Raw genomic sequence first — 23912 nt, 5'->3', positions numbered from 1 at the left:
GGAAAGGGGAGCGAGACGGTGACGGCGGAGTCAGACCTGCGCGATCAGCTCATGGCGGCGGCGGAGAAGGCGATCGAGGCGGGAGAGGGCCCCCGGCTCGCCACGCCGTACCCGGTGAACGCGACCATGATCCGGCACTGGACCGAGGCGATGGGAGATCGCAATCCCCGTTACACCGGTCCGGACGCCGTCGCGCCCCCGGCGATGATCCAGGTCTGGTCGATGCAGGGGCTCGACCGCGACGCGGCCAGGCAGACGAGGGTGCCGCTAGACGACGTCCTCGACGCCCTCACGGAGGCCGGGTACACGGGGGTGGTCGCGACCAACTGCGAGCACACCTATCACCGGTACGTGCGGCCCGGAGAGGAGCTGACCGTCGGGACGCGGATGGCCGATCTTGCCGGTCCCAAGCAGACCGCGCTCGGCGAGGGCTACTTCGTCACGTGGAACGTCACCTGGTACTCCCAGGACGAGCCGGTGGCGGAGATGCTGTTCCGGCTCCTCAAGTTCCGTCCTCGGCGCAAGGCGGCGGCGCGCGAGCCGTACCCGCTGAAACCGGCCGTCAACAGGGACACCGAGTTCTTCTGGGAGGGGGTGGCCAGGGGCGAGCTCCGCATCCAGAAATGCCGTGATTGCGGCGAGCTGCGGCATCCTCCTGGGCCGGTCTGCCCCTCGTGCCGTTCGACCGACCGGACGTACGCCGTGGCGAGCGGTGTGGGCACGGTCTACAGCTACGTGGTCCACCACCATCCGCCGGTGCCGGGACGGGAGACGCCTTTCGTGGTCGCTGTGGTCGAACTGCCGGAAGGAGTGCGGATTGTGGGCAATGTCGTGGACTGCCCCGCTTCGGAGGTGGGTATCGGTATGCCGGTGCGGGTGACCTACCGCGAGATGGACGACGAGCTGACCTTGCCGATGTGGGTTCCGAGGGAGTCGTGATGCAGAGCCACACGTCGACGGAGGAGCAGGTCGTAGCCGGAAAGACGCTGCCGCCGCTCACGATCGAGCTCACCCCCACGGTGATCGTCTCCACCGCGATCGCGACCAGGGACTTCACGCCGGTGCACCACGACACCGAGGGTGCCCGGGCGCAGGGGTCGAAGGACATCTTCCTCAACATCCTGACGACGATGGGGCTGGTCGAGCGGTACGTCACCGACTGGGCCGGTCCCGGCGCCCTGCTCCACGGCATCAAGGTGAAGCTCGGCGTGCCGGCGTACGCGGGTGACACCCTCACCTTCTCCGGCACGGTGGCCGGGGTGGCGGACGGCGAGATCACGATCGAGGTGATCGGCATGGTTAGCCTCGGCCCCCACGCCACCGCCACCGTCCGCCTCAGCCTCGAAGACGACCGTGCCTGACATCCCCGCTCCCCCTCCCTCCCTCGTGATCATGCGCGGATTCCCGATCGACATCGCCGACCTGCGGCGACCATTTTCGTGATCATGCAGAAGGGTTTTTCGATGGGCTCACTTTCCGGCCGTACGGCTGTCGCCGGCATCGGCGCGACCGAGTTCTCCAAGGAGTCCGGGCGCTCGGAGCTCCAATTGGCCGCCGAGGCGGTGTTCGCCGCGCTGGACGACGCCGGGCTCCAGCCGTCCGACGTGGACGGCATGGTGACCTACACCCAGGACACGAACCAGGAGATCGCCGTCGCCCGCGAGGTCGGCATCGGCGATCTGTCGTTCTTCTCCCGCGTGGAGTATGGCGGCGGGGCGGCCTGCGGCACGGTTCTCCACGCCGCCATGGCGGTCGCGACGGGGGCCGCTCACACGGTCGTGTGCTATCGGGCGTTCAACGAGCGGTCCGGTCGCCGTTTCGGTCAGCCGGACGCCCGGTTGGGAGGCCAGCCCTCGTCACAGGGAATGGAGATGAGCTGGCATGTGCCGTACGGGCTGATGACCCCGGCGGCGTGGGTGGCCATGTTCGCCCAGCGCTACATGCACCAATACGGCGTTACGTCGGAAGACTTCGGGCGGGTCGCGGTGGCCATGCGGCGTCACGCCTCGACGAATCCGGCCGCCTGGTTCTACGGCAGGCCGATCACCTTGGAGGAGCACCAGAGCTCCAGGTGGATCGTGGAGCCGCTGCACCTGCTGGACTGCTGTCAGGAGAGCGACGGCGCGGTCGCGCTGGTCGTGACCTCCGCCGAGCGCGCCAGAGATCTGCGCCGCCCGGCGGCGATCATCACGGCCGCCGCCCAGGGTGCGGGAGCGGGGCAGATGATGATGACCAGCTATTACCGCGACGACATGGCCGGTCTGCCCGAGATGGGGGTTGTCGGAAGGCAATTGTGGGAGAAGTCGGGTCTTACTCCGGCCGACATTCAGACAGCCATCCTGTATGACCATTTCACGCCGTTTGTCCTTGCACAGCTGGAGGAACTGGGCTTCTGCGACCGGGGGGAGGCGAAGCACTTCATCCAGGACGGCGGCATCGAGATCGATGGACATCTGCCCGTCAACCCGCACGGCGGACAGCTCGGCGAGGCCTACATTCACGGCATGAACGGCATCGCGGAAGCCGTACGGCAGATCCGTGGAAGCGCCGTGAACCAGGTGCCGAAGGTGCGGAACGTCCTCGTCACAGCCGGGACCGGCGTCCCGACGAGCGGGCTGGTCCTGTCGGGCGGCTGAACACCGCCGCCGCATGCCCCGATCTCGTGATCATGCGAGAGCCGCGCGGGCCGGAGCATCCCGCAGTTTCCGCGTCGCGGTCAGATCTTGGTTGCCTAAGGGGTGACGATGGTCGGGACGCAGAAGAAGACGATCAGCGCGATGGCGAGGCAGATCAGGAAGCCGACGAGCTCCCACAGCCAGTCGTAGTGGTGCTCGCCCACCTTGATGGGCTTCACCTTCCTGCCGCCCTTGCTGGCCTTACCGCCTTTGCCGCCGCGCCGTGCGGCCGCCGCCTCCGTGCGCGTGAGGGTCGGCTCTCTCGCGGTGCTCGCCGCCGTGCCGCCCGCCTGAGCGGTGACTCCTGAAGCGACTCCTGAAGCGACTCCTGAAGCGACTCCTGAAGCGACTCCTGAAGCGGCTCCGGAAGTGGCACCCGAAGCGGCGCCTGGAGCCGAGCCCCGCGTCGGACCCGGCGTCAGGTTCGACGGCACGCCCGGAGCAATGGGAGCGACCGGAGTGCTGGGAGAACCGGAAGCGCCGGAAGTGCCTGCGGAGGCCTGAGTACCTATCGAGGCCTCCGTGCCCGCCACGCCGGGGGCCTCAACCGGGCGCGACACGGACAAGACGGGCATGATGGGCGCGTTCGCCGCCGTCACCGCACCCGCGACCGGCACAGAAGGCTCAGCCGCCGAAGCCGCCGAAGCGGACGAGCCAGCCGAAGCGTCTGAGGCGGACGACGCGGTCGCCGGTTTCTCGTCGGTATCGGCCGGTCGGAACGCGTCGAAGCCCTCCGGGGCTTCGACCTCCACCGGGACGGGAGCGGGCAACGCCGCCGGTTCGGCCGCACGCCGCTTGCGCGTACGGCTCTCGCCCAGGGCGGCGAGGAGCGACCCACGCAACTTGGGCATGGGCTCGGTCGTGGCCTCGTGCTTGGGCTTCCGTCTCGTCTCCGCCGGGGTGAGCGCGCCGGTCTGCACGACGCACGTGTTGCTCACCTGGTCGGGATCGCTCAGCGGCAGCGGCCAGGTCGGCGTGGTCGGCCAGAGCTTCTTGGTCGGCAGCTTCGGCGCGGCGGTAGCCGTACCGGGGTCCTCGAAGGGCAGCGAGGAGAGCACACGGGCGCGCACCGCCGCGGCCGGACGGCGCCACGGCAGCCGGGCCAGCACGTCCTCCATCGGGGCGACCCCGATCGCGTCGTAGACCTCGGCTACCTCCCTGGCCACGAACGGCGCCGACCTGGCCGCCGCCGTCGCGGTCTCCAGCGTCTGGGCGAAGCGCCGCCGGGCGCCGAGCGTCAGGTCCTCGGCGGTGTCTGGCGCGACGTCGAGCACGACCGCCAGCTCCGGCGCCACGAGGCCGCAGACGGCCGACAGGAGCAGAACCTCCCGCTGGTGCGGCCGGATGTCGCGGAACACCCGCTCGATCAGCGCGGTAGCGGGGTCGGTGATCGAGTCGACGGCGGGAAGGGCGTAGCTGACGTCCCTGCGGTAGATCTCTCGGCGGGCCAGCGCGTAGAGGACGGCGCGCGGCGGCTCGACGGTCGGGACGCCGGTGAAGACCGCCACGATGGCGTCGGCGGCGGAGGCCGACTCACCGAGCTGGTCGTGGCAGTACGCGAACAGACCGGCGGCGTGACGCTCGTAGAGCTCGGCGATCAGCTCGCTGCGGGAGCGCTGACCGGTGAGCGATGGGGTCACGACCGGCTCCTCTGGGTTCGTGGCGGAGGGGCTGGAGAGGTTCCAGAGAGTAATCATGCCAAGACATCGCGGGTCAGCGCACTATTAGATGCGTTTTTGATAGATATTCAGTCGCGGGTTTCGCGGACCATTGGGATCTCCCGAAACTCGGGCGGACGGGACAGACTAGGCAGGTGCCCTTAGGCTGACGGGCGGATCATGTGGCGGGGGCCACGAAAGAGGCCGTCACGCCGAGTGGCTAAGGCGGCCACTCCTGGGAACAGTGAGGGCGCTCGCGCTGTTGGGATGATCGCAATTTCGAGGGACGAGGTCCGCGTGATCACATTTGAAGGCGTCACCAAGCGCTACGAGGACGGAACGGTGGCGGTGGACCACCTCAGCCTCGAGGTGCCCACTGGCGCGATCACCGTGTTCGTGGGGCCCTCCGGCTGTGGCAAGACGACCTCGCTCCGCATGATCAATCGTATGATCGACGCCACTTCCGGCCGGATTCTGCTCGACGACCAGGACGTGAAAAATATCGACCCGCCCACGCTGCGGCGCGGCATCGGGTACGTCATCCAGCAGGCCGGCCTGTTCCCGCACCGCAGGATCGTGGACAACGTGGCGACCGTGCCGTACCTCCTGGGCTGGGACAAGAAGAAGGCCCGGGCGCGGGCGATGGAGCTGATGGAGCTGGTCGGCCTCGACCCGAAGCTGGCGAGCCGCTACCCCTTCCAGCTCTCCGGCGGCCAGCAGCAGCGGGTCGGGGTGGCCAGGGCCCTCGCGGCGGACCCGCCCGTGCTGCTGATGGACGAGCCCTTCAGCGCCGTCGACCCGATCGTGCGGGCCAGCCTCCAGGACGAGCTGCTGCGCCTCCAGTCCGAGCTGCACAAGACGATCGTGTTCGTCACCCACGACATCGACGAGGCCATCAAGCTGGGCGACACGGTCGCCGTCCTGCGCGTGGGAGGGCGTCTGGCGCAGGTGGCGGGCCCCGCCACCCTGCTGACCGAGCCCGCCGACGACTTCGTCCGCGAGTTCCTCGGCCGCGACCGGGGCATCCGGCGGCTGTCGTTCATCTCCGCCAAGAGCGTCCGGCCCGGCGCGGCTCCCCCCGACCTCGTGGTGGACGACCACAACCGGCCCCTCGGGTGGCGCTGGAACGGCGGGCTCGCGCCGTACGGGACCTTCAACCCCGAGCGTGACTCGCTGCGCGCGGTGCTGGACGCGGCCCTCCTCTCGCCGAACGGCACCGCGGTCGCCGTCAACGGTGACGGCCGCGTGGAGGGCGTCGTGACCCGCGAGGCGCTGGACGAGGTCCTCGGCCAGTACGCCGTGGGCGTCCACGAGGACCCCGGCCGCGGCGGGCCCGGCGGGGAGACGGCCGGGGCCGATTCGGGAGGGTCTGATCTGGGAGGGTCGCCGTCATGAACGACGAGCCGCTGGTCCGCTGGGACTGGATCCTGCGGAACTGGGACAACGGCAGCCCTTCCGCAATCAAGACCCTGTTGGAGAACCACGTCGTGATGGCGTTCCTGCCGGTGGTCTTCGGGCTGCTCATCGCGTTGCCGCTCGGGCTCGCCTGCATGCGCTGGCGCTGGCTCTACCAGCCGACGGCCGGGCTGATGAACGTGACCTACTCGCTGCCCTCGCTCGTGCTCTTCTCGATCTTCCTGTCCGTCACCGGGCTCAGCCAGTCGACGGTGATCCTCCCGCTCACGTTCTTCACGCTGGCCGTGCTGATCCCGGCCGTGGTCGACGGGCTCACCTCGGTTCCGGACCACGTGCGGCAGTCGGCGGTCGCGATGGGATTCCGGCCGCTGCGCCGCCTTCTCCAGGTCGAGCTGCCGGTCGCCGTGCCCGTGGTCCTCGCGGGCCTGCGGGTCGCCACGGTGTCGAGCATCAGCCTGGTCAGCGTCGGCGCGCTCATCGGTCAGGGCGGCCTCGGCAACCTCTTCATCGACGGCTGGCAGCGGCAGTTCTACACGCCGATCGTCGTCGGGATCGCGCTCATCGTGCTGCTCGCCGTGTTGTCCGACGGCCTGCTCGTGCTCGCGCAGCGGCTGCTGACCCCGTGGTCCCGGGCGAGGAGGACGGCGTGAACTGGCTGATCGACTTCTTCGGCGACGCGGCGAACTGGTCCGGCCCCGACGGGATCCCCGTCCGGCTGCTGGAGCACCTCGAGTTCTCGGCCGCCGCCTTCCTCATCTCGGCGTTGGTCGCGGTCCCGCTCGGCATGCTGATCGGCCACACGGGGCGGGGCGCGCTGCTCGTCGTGATCTCCGCGAACGCCGCCCGCGCTCTTCCCACGCTCGGGCTGCTGGTGCTGGTCGTGCTGCTGATCGGCGTCGGGACCGTCCTCCCGGTGCTCGTCCCGCTCGTCGTGCTCGCCATCCCGCCGATCCTGGTCAACACCTACGAGGGCGTGCGCGGAGTGGACGCCGACCTCCGGGACGCGGCGTACGGCATGGGCCTGCGCGGCCACCAGGTCCTGTTCCAGACGTTGACGCCGGTGGCGCTGCCGCTGATCCTGCTGGGCCTGCGGCTCGCCGCGATCCAGGTGGTGTCGACCGCCACCGTGGCCGCGTTCGTCGGCCTGGGCGGGCTCGGACGGTTCATCATCGACGGTCTCGCCACCAAGAGTTACTCCAGTGTCATCGGGGGAGCGGTGCTCATCGCGGCCCTCGCCCTAGCCGTCCAGTTGGGATTCACACTGCTCAACCGGGTGGTCGTCTCCCCGGGGGTGCGGCAGGTCCGCTAACCTTCTATTACCCCCCGAATGTGAAGGGATTGCACGATGAGACGTATCCTCAGCGCTGCCGCGGTCGCCCTGACCGCAGCGCTCGCCCTATCCGCGTGTGGTGGAGGGTCAGACCCCCTGACCACAGCCACGACGTCCGCCGCTCCCGCGACCTCGGGGGGAATGGCCGCCAAGGTCGTCGTCGGCTCTTTCAACTTCCCCGAGAGCGTGCTCCTCGCCTCGATCTACGCGCAGGCTCTTCAGGCCAAGGGCGTCACGGTCGAGGAGAAGCCAAACATCGGCAGCCGTGAGGTGGTCTACGACCAGGTGAAGAGCGGCGGGCTGACGATCCTGCCCGAGTACATCGGCTCGCTGAACGCCTTCGTGGACAAGAGCACCACGGCGAAGACCAAGGACGAGATCCTGGCCAACCTCAAGGCCAAGCTTCCGCCTGAGCTGGAGGTCCTGGACCCGGCCGCGGCCGAGGACAACAACTCGCTGACGGTCACCAAGGACACGGCCACCAAGAACAACCTCGCGACGATCGAGGATCTGGCCAAGGTGTCGAAGGGCTTCGTCGTCGGCGGCCCGCCGGAGTTCAAGGAGCGGCAGGAGGCGAACTTCAAGTCCGTCTACGGCCTGGAGTTCAAGCAGTGGAAGCCGACAGCCGACACCACCGCTGACGCGATCAAGAGCGGCACGATCCAGGTCGGCAACGTCTTCACGACCGACCCCAAGATCGTGCTGAACGACCTCGTGCCCCTGAAGGACACCAAGAACGCCTTCGGCGCCGAGAACGTCGCTCCGCTCGTCTACAAGTCGGGCGCCAACGACACGGTGACCTCGACCCTCAACGCGATCTCGGCCAAGCTCGACACGGCCACGCTGGTGTCGCTGATGAAGCGGATCGCGGTCGACAAGGACGACCCGCCGGTGGTCGCCAAGGACTGGCTGACCCAGAACGGCCTCCTGTAACCCGAACTCCCCCCTCGGGCGTGATCATGCACAGGTTCCTGGGAAGGTGTTCTCGTCAGGTCCAACCTCGTGCGTGATCATGCACGGGTTCCCGCGAAGGGCTGCTGACCTGCGCCAAGACTGTTGGTGATCATGCGTTTACAGAATGCATGATCACGAACGGCGGCGCCGCAGGTCATGGCTCCTCGCGGGGAATCTGTGCATGATCACGAAAATGGGAGGTGCGGGTCACACGGGCCGCCGTGGAACCTGCGCATGATCACCTCCACACAGACAGGGAGGCGGGGAATGTTCACGGAGGCCATGGGGCAGGTGCCGGCGGGGGTCGGCGTGGTGACGGTCAAGGATGACCGGGACGACGTCGGCACCACCGTGGCGACGCTCATGTCGGTGTCGCTCGACCCTCCGCTCGTCCTCGTCAGCCTCGGCGCGGAGAGCTACCTCGCCGAGGTGCTGCTCCGCCGGGACCGCTGGTCGGCCAGCCTGCTCGCCGACGGCCAGCAGGCCATCGCCTCGCGGTTCGCCACTCCGGGCAGGCCCAGTGCCCGCCTCCTCCTCGCCGGCGTCCCGCATCATCGCGGGACGCACAGCGAGGCGCTCGTCATCGACGGCGGCGTGACGGCGCTGGAGGTCGAGACGGCACAGGTCGTCCCGGCCGGTGACCACACCCTGTTCATCGGGGAGGTCCTCGGCGTCGACTACGTCGACCCCGTCAAGGCCCCGCTGGTACGGCTCCGCGCCCGCTACCGCCCGGTTTCCCAGTAAGGGCTAGCGGATCGTCCACCAGCCGGGCAGGACGAGCGGGCCGTACGCCGGGAGACCGAGCTCACCGGCCAGCCGGGCCATCGGGCCCCAGGCCTCCAGCCGGACACGGGTCAGCGCGGCCGACTTGTCCTCGCTGGACTCCGGCGGCCGCAGCCGCTCCAGCGGGTGCATGCGCGGATATGTCCGGACGGTGGCATCCGAGGCGAGCCCGGCCTTCTTACGGGCGAGGTCGAGCGCGTCCTCCAGGCCGCCGAGCTCGTCGACGAGGCCGGACTCCCGGGCATCGGCGCCCGTCCAGACCCGGCCCCTGGCCAGCTCGTGCGCCCTGTCCTTGCCCATGCGACGCCCGTCCGCGACCTTGCCGACGAAGTCGTCGTAGATCCGGTCGAGCCAGGCGTTCACCCGCTCCCACTGGGCGTCGGAGAACTCGCGCGCCGGGGAGAACATCCCGGCGTTGGCGCCTTCCGTGATCGCCTCGGTCACCACGCCGAGCTTGCCCAGCAGCTCCCCGACGACCGGCTTGCCGCCGAACACGCCGATCGATCCGGTGAGCGTGCCGGGCTGGGCCACGATCACGTCGGCGGCCATCGACACGAAATATCCGCCCGACGCGGCCAGGTCGCCCATGGAGATGATCACGGGCTTGCCCGCCTTCCGGGCCAGCACGACCTCACGCCAGATGGCGTCGGAGGCGACGTACGACCCGCCGGGGCTGTCCACCCGGAACACGATGGCCTTGACCTTCTCGTCCTTCCGGGCCGAGCGCAGGGCGGCGCAGATCGTGTCGGAGCCCATGGCGCCCCCACCGCCCAGCGGGGAGCGTCCGCTGCGGCCGAGCCGGATCATGCCCGTGCCGTGCACCAGCGCGACGACGTCCTCTCCGGGGTGGGGCAGCCGCTTCGACAGCACGGACTTGGCGTACCGCGACACGTAGAGCAGGTGGGCGTCGTCCTTCACCGTCTCGGCGTAGACCTCGTCCCGGTACTTGAGCGCGTCCACCAGTCCGGCCTCGACGGCTTCGGCGCCGATGAACGGGCCGCGGTCGATCAGCTCCCGCACCCGCAGCGGGTCGAGCGTGCGGGCCTCCGCGATGCCGGCCGTGATCTGCTCGGTCACCGACTCGGCGATCCGGGTGGCCGACTCGCGGTGCGGCTCGGTCATGTGGTTCTGGGTGAACGTGTTCGCGGCGGTCTTGTACTCGTGCCGCTGGCCGAGCTGATACTCCACGCCGGCCTTGGCGAGCGCGTCCCGGAGGAACCGCTGTTCGAGCGCGACGCCGGTCAGGCCCACGTCGCCGGAGGGCTGGAGGTAGACCTTCTCGAACGCGCTGGCCAGGTAGTAGGGAACGGTCCCGGCGCCGAACTCGCCGAACGTCTCCGCGAACGCGACGGTCCGCTTGCCCGCGGCTCTGAACTGGAGCACGGCGGTCCGCAGCTCCTGGACCATGCCGAGCCCGAGCGGGTTGCCGCCTATCTTGACGATCAGCGCCTTGACGCGGGGGTCCTTGCGGGCCCGCTTGAGGCCGGACAGCACGTCGGTGAGGCGCGCCTTGCGCATGGACAGCAGCGCGCCCAGCGGGTCGGCGGGCGGGCCCTCGGACAGCCCCTCGGTCAGATCGAGCTCCAGCACCAGCGGTGCGGTACGGCGCTGCCGCACCCGGTCGACAGTCTCCAAGATCGCCTTAGTCGCGTCCATAAATGCCACCTTAAGCGACGGTATCCCTATCGACGCCCCTCCCGATTGGTACGGCTTTCGCCTGCTTTCGAGCCGTGCCGTCCGAGGCTGTGGGCGTAGAGGCTGTGCCGTACGAGATGGGGTGCTGTGTCGCGGGAGGCTGCGGGAGACATGTGAAGGCCCCCGCGTCCGGAGACGCGGGGGCCTTGCCAGCCGCGGTCAGTGGCGGCCGAGGTGGCCCGGGGGGTGGGCTGATACCGCGGCTGGAGTCGATGGATCCACGTGAGGCCGAAGGGTGCTCGGCCGGTTACCTCAGGCCGTTGGAGATGGCCGTGATCAGCTCACCGTTCGAGGTGTCCCCGGTGAACTCCCAGAAGAAGGCGCCGCCGAGACCCTGGTTCTTGGCGTAGGTCATCTTGCCCCCGATCGTGCTGGGGGTGTCGTAGCTCCACCAGTTGCTGCCGCACTTGGCGTACGCCGTGCCGGCGATGGTGCCGGTCGCCGGGCAGCTGCTCTTGAGGACCTTGTAGTCCTCGATGCCGGGCTCGTACGTTCCGGGCGCCGCGCCCGTGGCGGTGCCGCCCGGCGCGCTCTGCGTCACGCCGGTCCACCCGCGACCGTAGAACCCGATGCCGAGAAGCAGCTTGCTCGCCGGGACGCCGAGGCTCTTCAGCTTCTGGATGGCCGCGTCGGAGTAGTAGTTCGCGATCGGGATGCCGGTGTAGGAGGTGAGCGGCGCGTGCGGCGCGGTCGGTCCCTGCGCGGCCCAGGCCCCGAAGTAGTCGTAGGTCATCACGTCGTACCAGTTGACGTACTGGGCGGCGGTGCCGTACCCGCCGAGGTCGATCTTGCCGCCGCTGGTGCCGTCGGCCGTGATGGCCGAGGTGATCAGGTAGCTGGACCCGAACTTGGCGCGAAGCGCCTTCATCAGGTTGGTGTACGCGCTGGTGCCGCTGGTGTCACAGGAGAGGCCGCAGGCGTTCGGGTACTCCCAGTCGATGTCGATGCCGTCGAACACGTCCGCCCAGCGCGGGTCCTCGACGGCGTTGTAGCAGGAGTTGGCGAAGGCCGTCGGGTTGGCCGCCGCCTGCGTGAAGCCGCCCGAGTAGGTCCAGCCGCCGAAGGAGAACAGGACCTTGATGTTCGGGTAGAGCTTCTTCAGCTTGCGGAGTTGGTTGAAGTTGCCGCGCAGCGCGCCCGCGTCCCACGTGTCGGACGTGCCGTCCACGCTGGATCCGGCGTCGTAGAACTTGTCGTAGTCGGCGTAGGTGTCCGACAGCGCGCACTGGCCGCCCGCGACGTTGCCGAAGGCGTAGATGATGTGCGTCAGCTTGGCGGCCGAACCGCTGGTGACGAGGTTCTTCACGTGGTAATTGCGCGCGTAGACGCCCCAGTTGGTGAAGTAGCCGATCACCTTCTTGCCGCCGGGGGTCGGCGTGCCGGTCGGCGTCGGGGTCGGCGTGGGCGTCGGCGTCTTCGTGGGCGTCGGGGTCGGCGTGGGGGTGGGGGTCTTGGTGGGAGTCGGCGTCGGCGTCGGCGTCGGCGTCCTGGTGGGAGTCGGCGTCGGGGTGGAGCCCGAGACGGGCTTCCACAGGGCCGGGACGTTCGGCGGCTCCCAGCCCGTGAGAGACGTGTGCGCCTGGATGCACTCGTAGTCGGCCCCGTTGTAGGTCACCCGCGCGCCGATGGCATAAGAGGTGTTGGGGGCCCAGGCCGCGTAGGCCAGCGCGACCAACTGGCTCTGGGGGGCGGCGGCGGTGCTGGCGGAGGCGGTCCCGAGGGCGAGCGGCGCGAGGAGCGCCGCTCCGGCGACGAGGGACCCGAGCAGGATTCTTCGCAAGAAAGGCTCCAGGTGGGGGGAGGGGGGACCTGGGTTATTCATAGGAAAGTTTCCTATTAGTAGTGAACACTAGGCAGCGTTCACCCTCCGGTCAACGGGTTCGTGCCGGGTTAACCTTCGCTTAAGCCTCCCCTAAGGTGCGGCGTCGCGCCGCGCCGACCGGTGCGGCCCCCCCTTGCGCCGTCGGCATCACGCAAGCCGTAGACGTACTTGCCAGGCATCACGCCTCGGATGCGAGAGACCACAGGGCCGTCGCAGATCTCGGGAGAAACAGTATGGCCCGCCTGCCGGGACGGGGAATGTACGGCAGGCGGGAGGTTTGTGGGGGCTCGCAGGCGGCGCGAGGGCCGACGTCACGGTCGGATGGAGGGTGGGCTCTCCATCGCGCTCAGGGTTGCGAGGGCGATGAGGTTGAGGCCGAGGCGCTGGGCCTCGTCGGCGGTCAGCGTGGCGATGGGGAGGTCATCGAGTTGGAGATGCACGCGGGGTGGCTCGTCGTCGGAGGCGAGGATCAGATCGAGCCACAGCCGTTGTGGCTGCCGACCGCTGAGGTCGTCGCCGTCGACTGTGCGCATGGCCCCCGCGCGCTGGGCCGCCGCAGAGAAGGGACGCTCCCGGGTGGCCCAGAAGCGCCCGGTGTCGCTTCTCATGACTCGCCACCCGGCGAATTCCGTAGCCGGCGCCGTGGTTTTATCGTGTGTCGTTTTATCGTGTGTCATGGGTCAGGGCTCCGTTTCCTGATCAAGGGACCCGTACGGCGGTGCGAACGCCTGCGGGTCCGTTGTTTTCGAGGCCAGGGGGCTGTTTCCGGGTCCATACTGAGGCGGGATCAAAGCCCGTCCAAGGGTTTTGATCTGGCCGAATCAGGGAGCCAACCTCGCCAATTGGAGCGGCATGTCGCGTAAGCCGAATCCGGTCGATCCGAGTGCTTCTCCGCTGCATCTGTTCGGTGCGGCGCTGCGCCGGATGCGCGGTGACGTTCCTCTGACCACCGTGGGGCAGGAGACTCTTACCGATTGGTCCAGGATTGCACGATGGGAACGGGGGGAATGCCTGCCTCATGCCGATTCCGTGCGGCGCTTGGACGGGTTCTTCGGCGCGGAGGGATTTCTCGTCGCACTCCGTGAATCGGTGGCCGAATTGGAACGGCTACGAGCCGCGACCAAGATTCAGACGTCAAATGATGATGAGGGTGACTTTATGGAGCGTCGTCGTCTGCTCCAGTTGGCCGCGGCGAGTATTGGAATCGGAGCGCTCACCGGCGGCTCCGCGGACGAGTCGGTGCGCCAGCTTCTCGACATGGCCATGGACGGCGAGCCCCGGAGCATCGAGGACTGGAACCTCGCCTGCGGTGATCACTTGTACGCGCTGCGGACCCGCCCTCCGGCCCAGGTAGCGGCGGATCTCCTCATCGACCTGCTGGCCGTACGGCGGCAGATGGAGGTGTCCTCGCCGAGCGATGTGACCGAGTTGCAGCGGGTCACGGCGGCGATGGCATCCGTGTACGCGAACGCGCTGACGAGGTTGGGTGAGCACGGGGCCGCGCTGCGCTGGTGGCGTACGGCACGGCACGCGGCTGACGCCTCCGGAGACCTGCGGCTGCGGTTGCTGGTCAGGGGCGAGGAGGCCGGTCACGGCCTGTACGGCCAGCGCGATCCGGAGACGGTTCTCCGCCTCCTCGATAGCGCCCAGGGGATCGCCGGCCGACCCACCGTCGATGTGCTGACCAACCGGGCCAAGGCCCTGACGATGCTTGGCAGGCACGACGAGGCTCGGGCAACGCTGAACGACCTGCTAGATCTGGCGTCGGCAGGCGTCGCGGCGGACTCCTTTGGCTTCTGGAAGGCTGACCAGATTCACTTCGCCGAGAGCTGGGTCTACGCCGGTGCGGGCGAGGAGAGGGCGGCGGACAGGGCACGCGACGATGTGCTCACGCTCACCTCTACTTACCAGTACGGCGCCAATGTCCGGCTCCACGAGGCGCTGTGCACGGTCGCCCAGGGCGGAGTCGATGAGGGCACGCGCAAGGCGGCGACCGTGATCGGCTCCCTGGCACCCGGCTACCGCAGCCACCACATCATCGAAACGGGTCGTATGGTCCTGCGTGCCGTACCCCTCGACCAGCGGGATCGCCGCGCCGTGGGCGAGTTCCGCGAACTCCTTGCCATCGGCCCCGCAAGCGGCACCCCATGAGGTGTAGCAGTGATCGGTCTGGTGAAGGCGCGTGGACCTGTATGGATAATACGGCGTGATCTTTGAATACTTCGACTCGCTGCTCGTCGGGCTGACCGCCACTCCGAAGGACGAGATCGACCGGAACACCTACCGGCTGTTTCACCTCGAAGACGGCGTGCCACCGACGTCTACAGCCTGGAAGAGGCCGTGACCGAGGGCTACCTTGTTGCTCCGCGCGCCGTCGATGTGCCGCTGAAGTTCCAACGTGGCGGCATCAAGTACGACGACCTCTCAGATGAGGACAAGGAGAAGTGGGACGCGATCGACTGGTCGGAGGACGACGACTTCCCCGATGAGATCAGCGTCGATGAGATCAACAAGTTCCTGTTCAACAAGGACACCATCGACAAGACGCTCGTCACGCTGATGACGTACGGCGCGAAGGTTGAAGGCGGGGACCGTCTCGGTAAGACGATCATCTTTGCCCGGAACAACAACCACGCCGAGTCCATCGCGGAGCGCTTCAACGCGCTCTTCCCGGAATTCAGAGGGGAGTTCGCCCAGGTCATCACCCACCGGAAGGCTTTCGCCCAGAATCTGATCGACAAATTCTCCGAGCGCGACAAGGCCCCGCACATCGCCATCTCCGTGGACATGCTCGACACCGGGATCGATGTGCCCGAGGTCGTCAACCTGGTGTTCGCCAAGCTGGTGCGGTCGAAGACGAAACTGGCAGATGATCGGTCGGGGCACCCGGCTCTGCCCCGACCTGTTCGGTCCCAACCAGGACAAGAACGGGCCGAATCACCCTGGACAAGCACGCCGAGATCACGGCGACTCTGGCCGGGCTGCCCACACAGTTTCGGGAGGACGACAACAGCCAGGAGGCCAAGCGCTTTCGACCTGCTCGCGCTGCGGCTTCAGCTCGCCCTGCCCCAGGCCGATGCGGACTTCCTCAAGCTGCGCGCCCAGGTGCAGGAGATTGCCTCGGCACTGCTCGATCCGACCACCCTGACCATCCCGAACGTCCGGCAGCAGCAGGAGTTCCTTGAGGACCTCACCACTGATCAGTGGTGGGAGGACGTCACGCTGCCGATGCTGGAGAACATGCGTAAGCGGCTGCGCGAGCTGGTCGCCGCGCTTCATCACAAACGGCTTCGGCACCGAGGACGACATCGAGCGAGCCAAGAACGAGCATGGCGGGCTCGGCGTCTTCCTCCGCTCCCTCACCGGCCTCGACCGGGAGGCCGCAGCGAAGGCGTTCGACCATTTCCAGGCGGGCAAGGATCTCACGGCGAACCAGTTGCACTTCGTCAAGTATCTGATCGACTTCCTTGCGAAGAACGGTCTCGTCGGTCGCGGCGCTCTACGAGCCGCCTTTCACGGCGTTGTCGCCCGGAGGTCCGGAAACCTTGTTCCCGGAGGCTGACGTGGATGCCATCGAGGAGATCTTGACGACGGTGCGCGCGACAGCCGTACCGGAAGAGACAGCGGCCTGACCCGTCGAGCGGTGCCTGTTGTGGTCGAAGTTTGGCGCCCAGGCTGGCCGACTGCCCAAACGAGTGGCTGCGCCGCCGTACCCCTCTGGAAGGTACGGCGGCGCGGGACGGCTCAGCGGTAGGCGGCGACCACCTCCACCTCCACCAGCCAGCCCGCGACCGGCAGGTTGGCCACTTCGATGGTGACCCGGGCGGGTCTGGCGGGGTTGGCCAGGATGGGTGGGGCGGGGGCGGCGGTGCCCATGGGAACCGGGATCACCGCGCCGGTGGCGAGGTCGGTATTGGCGAAGTACTGGCGGTAGGCGCGGTTCCACCCGGCGAAGTCGGCCACTTCCTGGCCGGGCGGGTTGGCCAGGAAGGCCCGCATGGAGATGACATCGTCCAGATCCAGCCCGGCGACGGCCAGGTTGTCCTTGATCCGCGACAGAACCCCCAGGGCCTGCGCCTCAGTCAGCGTGACTCCCGGCTGGAGGGTGGCCGGGGCGTAGCGTTCCGGGCTGTTGGCAGGCGCGGCCGGGTTGGCCACGGCAGGGCCCAGGCCGCTGGCGGTGTAGGTGGCGACGTTCGAGCCGACGATCACGCCGTCGGCGATGGATGGGTTGGTCTGCCCCGGCGGCAGGATCGGGGTGACATCGTGCGGGCGGGGGGCGCCGCGCGTGGCGGCGTCGGCGGCTCCGGCGCCGGACACCAGGACGACGGCGGCCGCGAGGGCGGCGAGCTTTCTCATCATGACTCCTTCAGCGCCCGCTGGTGCAGCTCGGTGACGGTTTTACGGGCCGATTCGATCGCCCCGTGCTGCCAGGCGATCATGTAGCTCAGCCAGTCGCCGGCGAAGTGGACGCGGCCCGCCGGGCGGTTGAGTAGCTGGTAGGCGCCCTCGCGCGAGGGCCAGGAGACCCAAGCGCCCTCGATATGCGGCTGGAGCTTCCAGGCGATGGACATCGATGACTTGAGTTCGTCTCGGTACTTGGCGCCGTGGATCTTCATGCCCTGTTCGACCGCGCGGCGCTCCCGCTCAGCGTGGGACAGGGCGGCGTAGGCGTCGGCCTGCGCGCCGAAGTTGTAGTAGCCGACGATCAGGCCGGTGCTCTGGTGGTAGCCGGAGGATGGGTACCAGAGGGTGCCCAAGTCCAGGTCGGTGTTGGTGACACCGCCGTAGATGTTCTCGTCTGTCTCCCACCAGCGGCGGCGGTACTCCAGGCCGATCTTGCCCGCGTTGGTCGGCACGGGCGTCGCCAGCGCGGCCTGGACGTCGGCGCCGAGGTTGTGCGGGGTACGGGCGAGGATGTGCGGCGGCATCGCGGCGACGCAGTAGTCCGCGGTGATCAGCTGGGTCTTGCCGTTCTTGTCCTGGTATTCGACCTCGACCCCGGTCTCCAGATTGGTGATCTTGGTGGCTCGGGACTGGGTGTGGATCCGGTGCTTGCCGATCGCCTTGGCCAGGGCCATGGGAATGGCGTCCATCCCACCGACCGGCTGGAACATCAGCATCGCCTGGTCGTAGCCGAACTCGAAGGAGAATCGCTGCCCGACGCCGCTGGCGAGCACCGAGGACAGGGAGGGGACCGAGCCGAGCAGGGTGCCCTCCTGGTCGCCTGCACCCGGGTCGACGGAGTGGCCGCGGCGTGAGTTGTCCGTATAGGCGAACCCGGACGACTTTCCGCCGATGGCGCCGAAGGAGGACAGGAAGGACAGCAGCCGTTCCTTGTCCTGAGCAGTGAGCTTGGCGTTCAGCGCCCCGGCGTCGGTGGCCGTGGCCAGCAGCTCGGAGATGTATCCGTAGACATCGGCCTTGGCGGTGCGCCAGCGGACCGGGGCGGTCATCCCGGCGGCCTCGTGGAAGATGTACGCCTGGGCGTTGGAGTTGGTGAAGACCTCCACGGGCACGCCGAGCTCGCGGCAGTAGTCCAGGGTGACCATCCATTGCGCCAGCCGCGCCGGGCCGGCGTTCATGTAGGTCTCCGGGGCGAACCGGGCAGTCTGGGTGGCGCCGCTGAGCTCGGTCAGCCGGTCGCCATTACGGATGGTCCAGTTCCTGCCGCCTACCCGATCCCGGGCTTCAAGCAAGGTGCAGTCGTAACCTGCCTTGCCCAGCTCGTAAGCGGTGGTCAGGCCGGCGATGCCCGCGCCGAGGATGACGACCTTCTTGCCGGCCCGCCCGGTTAGGGAGAAGTCGGACGGCTGGGGCGGGGTGAACGCGGTCTTGGTGGCCGCCTCAGCGGTCGGGGCCAGGCCGAGTGCCCCCATGGTGGCCAGTAGTGCTCCCGCGCCGCCGGTCGCGCCGACCGCAGTCAGGAAGCTTCTTCTGGTGTAGCTCACACGTACCTCCGTGATCTCGTGGAGGTAAGTGTGAATTTACGGTGTTTCTACCGATTGTTTGCAACTAGCCGAATTGGTTTCGGTTGGGTCACAATGGCCATTTGATGCTCGTGATCAAGCATCCAGGCTGGTGAAGGGCCTGCTCAGGTTGCAAGCAGGCTCAGTGGGCACCGTGAACACCAAGCCCCGCCCGGAACCGAAATTCTTCGCGCCCAAGCATGATGCCGACGCGGCGTCAACTCTCCTCGGTGGCGGGGATGTCGTCGGCCGTGCCGGGGTTCCTGAGCCAGATGGCGCCCAGGGGCGGGACGCGGAGCCTGACCGAGTACGGCAGGCCGTGACGGGGGACATCCACCGCCTCGACCGAGCCGAGATTGCCCACCCCGCTGCCGGCGTACTCGTACCCGTCGGTGTTGAGGACCTCCTCCCACGTGCCGCCGAAGGGCAGGCCGAGGTGGTAGTCCTCATGGGGGCCGCCGGAGAAGTTGGCGACGCAGGCCAGGACCGAGCCGTCCGAGCCGGACCGCAGGAAGGAGAACACGTTCCCCGGCGCGTCGTCGGCGTCGATCCAGCGGAACCCGTCCGGCGTGTAGTCCTGCGAATAAAGGGCGGGCGTTTCACGATAAATCCGGTTCAGGTCCTTCACCAGGCGCTGCACGCCCTGGTGGAAGTCGAAGTCGAGCACCCACCAGTCGAGGCCCTTCGCCTCCGACCACTCGGAGCCCTGGCCGAACTCGCCGCCCATGAAGAGAAGCTGCTTGCCCGGGTGCGCCCACATGAACGCGTACAGCGCCCGCAAACCCGCGAAGCGCTGCCACTCGTCGCCGGGCATCTTGGCCAGGAGCGACCCCTTCAGGTGCACGACCTCGTCATGCGAGAGCGGCAGCACGAAGTTCTCCGAGTAGGCGTACATCAGGGAGAACGTCATCTGATGGTGGTGGTACTGCCGGAAGATCGGCTCGTGGGCCAGGTAGTTGAGCGTGTCGTGCATCCAGCCCATGTTCCACTTGAAGCCGAAGCCGAGCCCGCCGAGGTGCACGGGCCGGGACACGCCGGGCCACGCGGTCGACTCCTCCGCGATCGTGACGATCCCGGGGGCCTCGCGGTAGCTGACCGCGTTCATCTCCTTGAGGAACTCGATCGCGTCCAGGTTCTCCCTGCCGCCGTAGACGTTGGGCGTCCACTCGCCCTCACGGCGCGAGTAGTCGAGGTAGAGCATCGACGCCACGGCGTCGACCCGGAGCCCGTCGACGTGGAACTCCCTGAGCCAGTAGACGGCGTTGGCGACCAGGAAGTTTCGGACCTCCCGGCGGCCGAAGTCGAAGACGTAGGTGCCCCAGTCCGGGTGCTCGCCCCGGGCCGGGTCCGCGTGCTCGTAGAGCGGCGTGCCGTCGAAGCGGGCGAGGGCCCACTCGTCCATGGGGAAGTGCGCCGGGACCCAGTCGACGATCACCCCGATGCCCGCCTGGTGCAGCTCGTCGACCAGATACCGGAAGTCGTCGGGGGAGCCGAAGCGCGACGTCGGGGCGTAGTAGGACGTCACCTGGTAGCCCCACGACCCGCCGAACGGGTGCTCCGCCACCGGCAGGAACTCCACGTGCGTGAAGCCCATGTCCTTGACGTACGCCACCAGCTCGGAGGCGAGCTCCCGGTAGGACAGGCCGGGCCGCCAGGAGCCGAGATGCACTTCATAGGTGCTCATCGGCTCGGCGAGGGCGTCGCGGGCGGGCCGGGCCGCCATCCACTCGTCGTCCCGCCAGCCATAGTCCGACCGCTCCACGATGGAGGCGGTCGCCGGAGGCACCTCGGTGCGGCGGGCCATCGGGTCGGCCTTCTCCCGCCACACGCCGTCCATGCCGAGGATCTGGAACTTGTACGGGGCGCCCGGCCCGATGTCGGGGATGAACAGCTCCCACACGCCCGACCGGCCGAGCGAGCGCATCGGGTGCGCCCCGCCGTTCCAGTGGTTGAAGTCGCCGATCACCCGCACGCCCTGGGCGTTCGGCGCCCACACGGCGAAGGCGGTGCCGTCGGTGTCCTCGTGGCGGAGCACCCGCGCGCCGAGCACCTCCCACAGCCGCTCGTGCCGCCCCTCGCCGATCAGGTGCAGGTCGATCTCACCAAGCGTCGGCCAGTGCCGGTACGGGTCTCCCGTCTCGTACGGCTCGGCCCCCGGGTAGGTGATCCGCAGCCGGTAGTCGGGGATCTTGTCGATTCCGGGGAGGGTCACCTCGAACACTCCGAAGGCGACATGGGCCAGCTCGTGCGTCTCGCCGTCGACCAGCGCCTCGATCTTCTCGGCGAACGGCCGCAACGTCCTGATCGTCACGCCGTCGGGGCCCGGATGGGCGCCGAGTATCGAGTGCGGGTCGTGGTGCGCGCCGCCTGCGAGCCGGTCCAAATCCATGTGCCTTACCCTGCCTTCAAAAACGCCTCAAAGCCCTGAAGCCTCGGTGCCGTCCGACATGCCAACAGATCCGCTCGGCCGACGCCTCAGCTGAACGCGGAGAGCGGGATGAGGAGCCACGAGGGGCGGTTGCGCGCCTCATAGACGACCTCGTAGACCGCCTTGCTCAGCTCCAGCGCCCGGAGGAGGACCGCGTCACGGCCGCGGATCCGGCCGCCGCCCTCCGAGTATCCCGCGAGGAAGGCCGCCCGGTTGTGCGTGGCCCACTCCTGCGCCCGTTTCTCCAGCGACTCGGCGCCCGGATGGCCGGCCAGCAGATGCCGCGCGGCGTAGTCGAACGACCGCAGCATCCCCGCAACGTCCCGCAACGGCGAGTCCAGCGCCCGGCGTTCCGCGAGCGGCTGGCCGGGCTCCCCCTCGAAGTCGAGCACGATCCAGTCGGCGGGGGTGCGCATCACCTGGCCGAGGTGGTAGTCGCCGTGGACCCGCTGGACCGGGACCTCGTGGTCGAGGTCCGCCATCCGGTCGAACGCCTCGGCCGCCACGTGCGCGTGGTGGGCCAGCGCCGGCACCTCGGCCACAGCCCTGTCCAGCCGGCGGCGGAACCGCTCGGTCATCCGCTTGATCTCCGGCGGTTCGATGACGCCGGTTGGAAAGGCTTCGGCCAGCTCGCCGTGGACCTGGGCGGTGGCCGTGCCGAGCCGGAACGCCTCCGCCGCGAAATCGCCGCCCGCGTCCTCCGCCGCGAGGCCGGGCGGGGACGCGTACAGGTCCCGCACGCTGGTGAGGGCCATCGTCCAGCCCTCGCCCGCGTTCGTCAGATACTCCTGCATGATGGCCAGCGTGGTCGGCTCGCCGTCCAGCTCGGTCTCGATCCAGCCGTACGGCTTGGCGATGTGGGTGGACCCGGCGGCCGCCAGCGCGGTGATCACCTCGAGCTCCGGGTTGGTTCCGGGGCTGAGCTGGCGGAACAGCTTCATGATGTATCTGTCGCCGTAGACGAGCGACGTGTTCGACTGCTCGGCGGTCAGCACGAGGCTGCGCTGCGAGGTGTCGATGGTGGAGCCGGGCGCGTGGTGGAACCCCAGGCTGTGCGCACGCAGCCCGGAGTCCATACCGGTGAGGAACCGGGACGTCAGCGACGCGTCGTGGGCGGCGTCGTACGCCTGCCGCTCGCGGCCGTCCCAGTCACAGGAGCCGATGAGGACGTGCTTCAGCCGGTCCGGCAGGTCCGTCCGCAGGCCGACCGGGATCTGGTAGCGCGTCCTGCGCTCGCCCTGCCGTACGGACACGATGAGGTGGACCAGCCGCGGGTCGCCCGTGTCTGAGCCGCCCGTGTCTGAGTCGCCCATGTCCAGTTCGGTCAGGGATTCGACGGACAGGTCATCGATCGCACGCCCCTTGCCGGCGAACCACCGCTGTCCGGTGATCCAGCCGGCGAGAAGCTCCTGAAGTGAAGTCGTCACTCCTCCTTCGTGCCGACCGCCCTCGGGGGTACGGGCAGTGTGAACCAATAGAACCCATGCCCCGGAAGCGTCAAAAGATACGGAAGCTCGCCGATTGGGGGGAAAGGAACTCCGCCCATGCACTCGACGGGCATCGATCCCTCGAATCTGCGCAGGTCGAGCTCGACAGGTTGGGGGAAGCGCGACAGGTTGTTGACGCAGAGCACCCGGTCGTCGCCGAGCTCGCGGACGAACGCGAGGACGCTCGGGTTGGAGGAGTTCAGCTCGGTGAAGTCGCCCAGGCCGAACACCGGGTGGCGCTTGCGGATCTCGATCATCCGCTTCGTGAAGTGCAGGAGGGAGCTGGCGCTCTTCTGCTGGGCCTCGACGTTGATCGCCTGGTAGCCGTAGATCGGGTCCATGATCACTGGCAGGTAGAGGCGGCCGGGGTCGCAGTCGGAGAAGCCCGCGTTGCGGTCGGGCGTCCACTGCATCGGCGTGCGGACGCCGTCGCGGTCACCGAGCCAGATGTTGTCGCCCATGCCGATCTCGTCGCCGTAGTACAGCACGGGCGAGCCCGGCAGGCTCATCAGCAGGGCGGTGAACAGCTCGATCTGGTTGCGGTCGTTGTCGAGCAGCGGGGCGAGGCGGCGGCGGATGCCGACGTTGGCCCGCATCCGCGGATCCTTGGCGTACTCCGAGTACATGTAGTCGCGCTCTTCGTCGGTGACCATTTCAAGCGTGAGCTCGTCGTGGTTCCGCAGGAAGATGCCCCACTGGCAGTTCTCGGGGATCTTGGGCGTCTGGGCGAGGATCTCCGAGATCGGGTAGCGGGACTCCCGCCGGACCGCCATGAAGATGCGCGGCATCAGGGGGAAGTGGAACGCCATGTGGCATTCGTCACCGCCGGTGACAGGGTCGCCGAAATATTCCACCACGTCGGCCGGCCACTGGTTGGCCTCGGCCAGCAGCACGCGGTCGGGGTAGAGGCGGTCGATCTCGGCCCGGACCCTCTTCAGGTAGGCGTGGGTCTCGGGGAGGTTCTCGCAGTTGGTCCCGTCCTGCTCGAACAGGTAGGGGATGGCGTCCATCCGGAAGCCGTCGATGCCGAGGTCGAGCCAGAAGCGCAGGACCTCCAGCATCGCGTCCTGCACGGCCGGGTTCTCGTAGTTGAGGTCCGGCTGGTGGTGGAAGAAGCGGTGCCAGTAGTACTGCCCCCGGACCGGGTCGTGGGTCCAGTTGGACGACTCGGTGTCGATGAAGATGATCCGGGCGTCCTGGTACTTCTCCTCGGTGTCGCTCCACACGTAGAAGTCGCCGTACGGCCCGTCGGGGTCCTTGCGGGAGGCCTGGAACCAGGGGTGCTGATCGCTCGTGTGGTTCATGACCAGGTCGGCGATCACTCGGATGCCGCGCTTGTGCGCCTCGTCGACGAGCCTGATGAAGTCGCCCAGATCACCGAAGTCCGGGAGGATCTTCATGAAGTCCGCGATGTCGTAGCCGCCGTCGCGGAGCGGGGATTCGTACAGCGGCAGCAGCCAGAGGCAGTCGACGCCGAGCCACTGGATGTAGTCCAGCTTGTCGATGAGGCCGCGGATGTCGCCGGTGCCGTCCCCGTTCGAGTCGGCGAAGCCGCGGATAAGCACCTCGTAGAAGACAGCCCGTTTGTACCAGTGCTGGTCCCGTGGCTTCTCGTGCGTGAAGGTGTTCGGGATGGGCTGGTTCGCGCTGGGCTGAGGTGTGGGCTGAGGTGTCGAGCTCACCTGTGACTCCCCG

At 68.3% G+C, this 23912-nt stretch carries 21 protein-coding genes; 11 read left to right on the top strand and 10 right to left on the bottom strand.

What is annotated here, in order from left to right:
* Positions 1-18 precede the first annotated feature (18 nt).
* From ABH927_RS18585 to ABH927_RS18575, 3 genes are all read left to right on the top strand, one after another.
* The gene (locus ABH927_RS18585) at positions 19-939 is read left to right on the top strand and encodes a bifunctional MaoC family dehydratase N-terminal/OB-fold nucleic acid binding domain-containing protein (RefSeq protein WP_370023149.1); all 921 of its coding nucleotides are present in this window, start codon (positions 19-21) and stop codon (positions 937-939) included.
* A complete protein-coding gene (locus tag ABH927_RS18580) occupies positions 939-1361 on the top strand; it encodes a MaoC family dehydratase (RefSeq protein ID WP_370023147.1) in 423 nt (140 codons plus the stop codon). Before ABH927_RS18585 ends, ABH927_RS18580 begins: the two co-directional genes overlap by 1 nt.
* Before the next feature lie 102 nt (positions 1362-1463).
* Positions 1464-2636, top strand: coding sequence for a lipid-transfer protein (locus ABH927_RS18575; protein ID WP_370023146.1), 1173 nt, complete (start codon positions 1464-1466; stop codon positions 2634-2636).
* A 95-nt stretch (positions 2637-2731) separates the two neighbouring features.
* Here the strand turns inward: ABH927_RS18575 and ABH927_RS18570 are convergent, their stop codons facing one another.
* Positions 2732-4315, bottom strand: coding sequence for an RNA polymerase sigma factor (locus ABH927_RS18570; protein WP_370023144.1), 1584 nt, complete (start codon positions 4313-4315; stop codon positions 2732-2734).
* Positions 4316-4630: 315 nt separating this feature from the next.
* On the opposite strand from ABH927_RS18570, the gene ABH927_RS18565 reads away from it, so the two are divergent.
* The 5 genes from ABH927_RS18565 (at position 4631) to ABH927_RS18545 (ending at position 8777) form a co-directional block, all read left to right on the top strand.
* Entirely contained in the window at positions 4631-5728 is a 1098-nt protein-coding gene (locus ABH927_RS18565; RefSeq protein WP_370023142.1) for an ABC transporter ATP-binding protein, read from the top strand.
* Positions 5725-6399 carry an ABC transporter permease gene (locus ABH927_RS18560; protein ID WP_370023140.1) on the top strand — a complete coding sequence of 225 codons (675 nt, stop codon included), beginning with the start codon at positions 5725-5727 and terminating at the stop codon, positions 6397-6399. Before ABH927_RS18565 ends, ABH927_RS18560 begins: the two co-directional genes overlap by 4 nt.
* Positions 6396-7058, top strand: a complete 663-nt coding sequence (locus ABH927_RS18555) for an ABC transporter permease (protein ID WP_370023138.1) — start codon at positions 6396-6398, stop codon at positions 7056-7058. Before ABH927_RS18560 ends, ABH927_RS18555 begins: the two co-directional genes overlap by 4 nt.
* A gap of 36 nt (positions 7059-7094) precedes the next feature.
* Positions 7095-8012: an ABC transporter substrate-binding protein gene (locus tag ABH927_RS18550; protein WP_370023136.1), complete on the top strand. Its 918-nt coding sequence runs from the start codon at positions 7095-7097 to the stop codon at positions 8010-8012.
* A 288-nt stretch (positions 8013-8300) separates the two neighbouring features.
* Positions 8301-8777, top strand: a complete 477-nt coding sequence (locus ABH927_RS18545; RefSeq protein ID WP_370023134.1) for a flavin reductase family protein — start codon at positions 8301-8303, stop codon at positions 8775-8777.
* 3 nt (positions 8778-8780) lie between these two features.
* Here the strand turns inward: ABH927_RS18545 and sppA are convergent, their stop codons facing one another.
* The 3 genes from sppA to ABH927_RS18530 all read right to left on the bottom strand — a co-directional run bounded on the left by sppA (position 8781) and on the right by ABH927_RS18530 (position 12941).
* Positions 8781-10472: a signal peptide peptidase SppA gene (sppA, locus tag ABH927_RS18540; RefSeq protein ID WP_370023132.1), complete on the bottom strand. Its 1692-nt coding sequence runs from the start codon at positions 10470-10472 to the stop codon at positions 8781-8783.
* A gap of 286 nt (positions 10473-10758) precedes the next feature.
* A complete protein-coding gene (locus ABH927_RS18535) occupies positions 10759-12291 on the bottom strand; it encodes a glycosyl hydrolase family 18 protein (protein ID WP_370023130.1) in 1533 nt (510 codons plus the stop codon).
* 353 nt (positions 12292-12644) lie between these two features.
* A complete protein-coding gene (locus ABH927_RS18530) occupies positions 12645-12941 on the bottom strand; it encodes a hypothetical protein (protein WP_370023128.1) in 297 nt (98 codons plus the stop codon).
* Between the two features lie 550 nt (positions 12942-13491).
* Here ABH927_RS18530 and ABH927_RS18525 point away from each other — a divergent pair.
* The gene (locus ABH927_RS18525) at positions 13492-14484 is read left to right on the top strand and encodes a hypothetical protein (protein WP_370023126.1); all 993 of its coding nucleotides are present in this window, start codon (positions 13492-13494) and stop codon (positions 14482-14484) included.
* Positions 14485-14539: 55 nt separating this feature from the next.
* Positions 14540-14677: a hypothetical protein gene (locus ABH927_RS18520; protein ID WP_370023124.1), complete on the top strand. Its 138-nt coding sequence runs from the start codon at positions 14540-14542 to the stop codon at positions 14675-14677.
* Between the two features lie 80 nt (positions 14678-14757).
* Here the strand turns inward: ABH927_RS18520 and ABH927_RS18515 are convergent, their stop codons facing one another.
* Positions 14758-15219 carry a hypothetical protein gene (locus tag ABH927_RS18515; protein WP_370023122.1) on the bottom strand — a complete coding sequence of 154 codons (462 nt, stop codon included), beginning with the start codon at positions 15217-15219 and terminating at the stop codon, positions 14758-14760.
* 295 nt (positions 15220-15514) lie between these two features.
* Here ABH927_RS18515 and ABH927_RS18510 point away from each other — a divergent pair, with 295 nt between their 5' ends.
* On the top strand, positions 15515-15895 hold the full coding sequence (locus ABH927_RS18510; RefSeq protein WP_370023120.1) for a type I restriction-modification enzyme R subunit C-terminal domain-containing protein: 381 nt from the start codon (positions 15515-15517) through the stop codon (positions 15893-15895).
* A gap of 182 nt (positions 15896-16077) precedes the next feature.
* On the opposite strand, the gene ABH927_RS18505 is transcribed toward ABH927_RS18510, so the two are convergent.
* The 5 genes from ABH927_RS18505 to treS all read right to left on the bottom strand — a co-directional run bounded on the left by ABH927_RS18505 (position 16078) and on the right by treS (position 23899).
* Positions 16078-16692 (bottom strand): Rid family hydrolase, encoded by a 615-nt coding sequence (locus tag ABH927_RS18505; protein ID WP_370023118.1) that lies wholly within the window; start codon positions 16690-16692, stop codon positions 16078-16080.
* Positions 16692-18284: a flavin monoamine oxidase family protein gene (locus ABH927_RS18500; RefSeq protein ID WP_370023116.1), complete on the bottom strand. Its 1593-nt coding sequence runs from the start codon at positions 18282-18284 to the stop codon at positions 16692-16694. The genes ABH927_RS18505 and ABH927_RS18500 overlap by 1 nt, the downstream gene beginning before the upstream one ends.
* A gap of 235 nt (positions 18285-18519) precedes the next feature.
* Positions 18520-20691, bottom strand: coding sequence for a 1,4-alpha-glucan branching protein GlgB (gene glgB / locus ABH927_RS18495; protein ID WP_370023114.1), 2172 nt, complete (start codon positions 20689-20691; stop codon positions 18520-18522).
* Between the two features lie 86 nt (positions 20692-20777).
* The gene (locus ABH927_RS18490; protein ID WP_370023112.1) at positions 20778-22157 is read right to left on the bottom strand and encodes a maltokinase N-terminal cap-like domain-containing protein; all 1380 of its coding nucleotides are present in this window, start codon (positions 22155-22157) and stop codon (positions 20778-20780) included.
* The gene (gene treS / locus ABH927_RS18485) at positions 22154-23899 is read right to left on the bottom strand and encodes a maltose alpha-D-glucosyltransferase (protein ID WP_370023111.1); all 1746 of its coding nucleotides are present in this window, start codon (positions 23897-23899) and stop codon (positions 22154-22156) included. The genes ABH927_RS18490 and treS overlap by 4 nt, the downstream gene beginning before the upstream one ends.
* Positions 23900-23912: the final 13 nt, after the last annotated feature.

It is taken from the genome of Planotetraspora sp. GP83, assembly GCF_041262585.1.
GTDB lineage: Bacteria > Actinomycetota > Actinomycetes > Streptosporangiales > Streptosporangiaceae > JAOEGB01.
Note: the sequence above shows the minus strand (reverse complement) of the source record. Positions and strands in the feature narration are given on the sequence as shown.

Bases quoted from the DNA above. Each gene is read 5' to 3' on its own strand.
- ABH927_RS18580 (WP_370023147.1), top strand. From the start codon at position 939: ATGCAGAGCCACACGTCGACGGAGGAGCAGGTCGTAGCCGGAAAGACG.
- ABH927_RS18575 (WP_370023146.1), top strand. From the start codon at position 1,464: ATGGGCTCACTTTCCGGCCGTACGGCTGTCGCCGGCATCGGCGCGACC.
- ABH927_RS18560 (WP_370023140.1), top strand. From the start codon at position 5,725: ATGAACGACGAGCCGCTGGTCCGCTGGGACTGGATCCTGCGGAACTGG.
- ABH927_RS18550 (WP_370023136.1), top strand. From the start codon at position 7,095: ATGAGACGTATCCTCAGCGCTGCCGCGGTCGCCCTGACCGCAGCGCTC.
- ABH927_RS18545 (WP_370023134.1), top strand. From the start codon at position 8,301: ATGTTCACGGAGGCCATGGGGCAGGTGCCGGCGGGGGTCGGCGTGGTG.
- sppA (WP_370023132.1), bottom strand. From the start codon at position 10,472: ATGGACGCGACTAAGGCGATCTTGGAGACTGTCGACCGGGTGCGGCAG.
- ABH927_RS18530 (WP_370023128.1), bottom strand. From the start codon at position 12,941: ATGAGAAGCGACACCGGGCGCTTCTGGGCCACCCGGGAGCGTCCCTTC.
- ABH927_RS18525 (WP_370023126.1), top strand. From the start codon at position 13,492: ATGGAGCGTCGTCGTCTGCTCCAGTTGGCCGCGGCGAGTATTGGAATC.
- ABH927_RS18505 (WP_370023118.1), bottom strand. From the start codon at position 16,692: ATGAGAAAGCTCGCCGCCCTCGCGGCCGCCGTCGTCCTGGTGTCCGGC.
- glgB (WP_370023114.1), bottom strand. From the start codon at position 20,691: ATGGATTTGGACCGGCTCGCAGGCGGCGCGCACCACGACCCGCACTCG.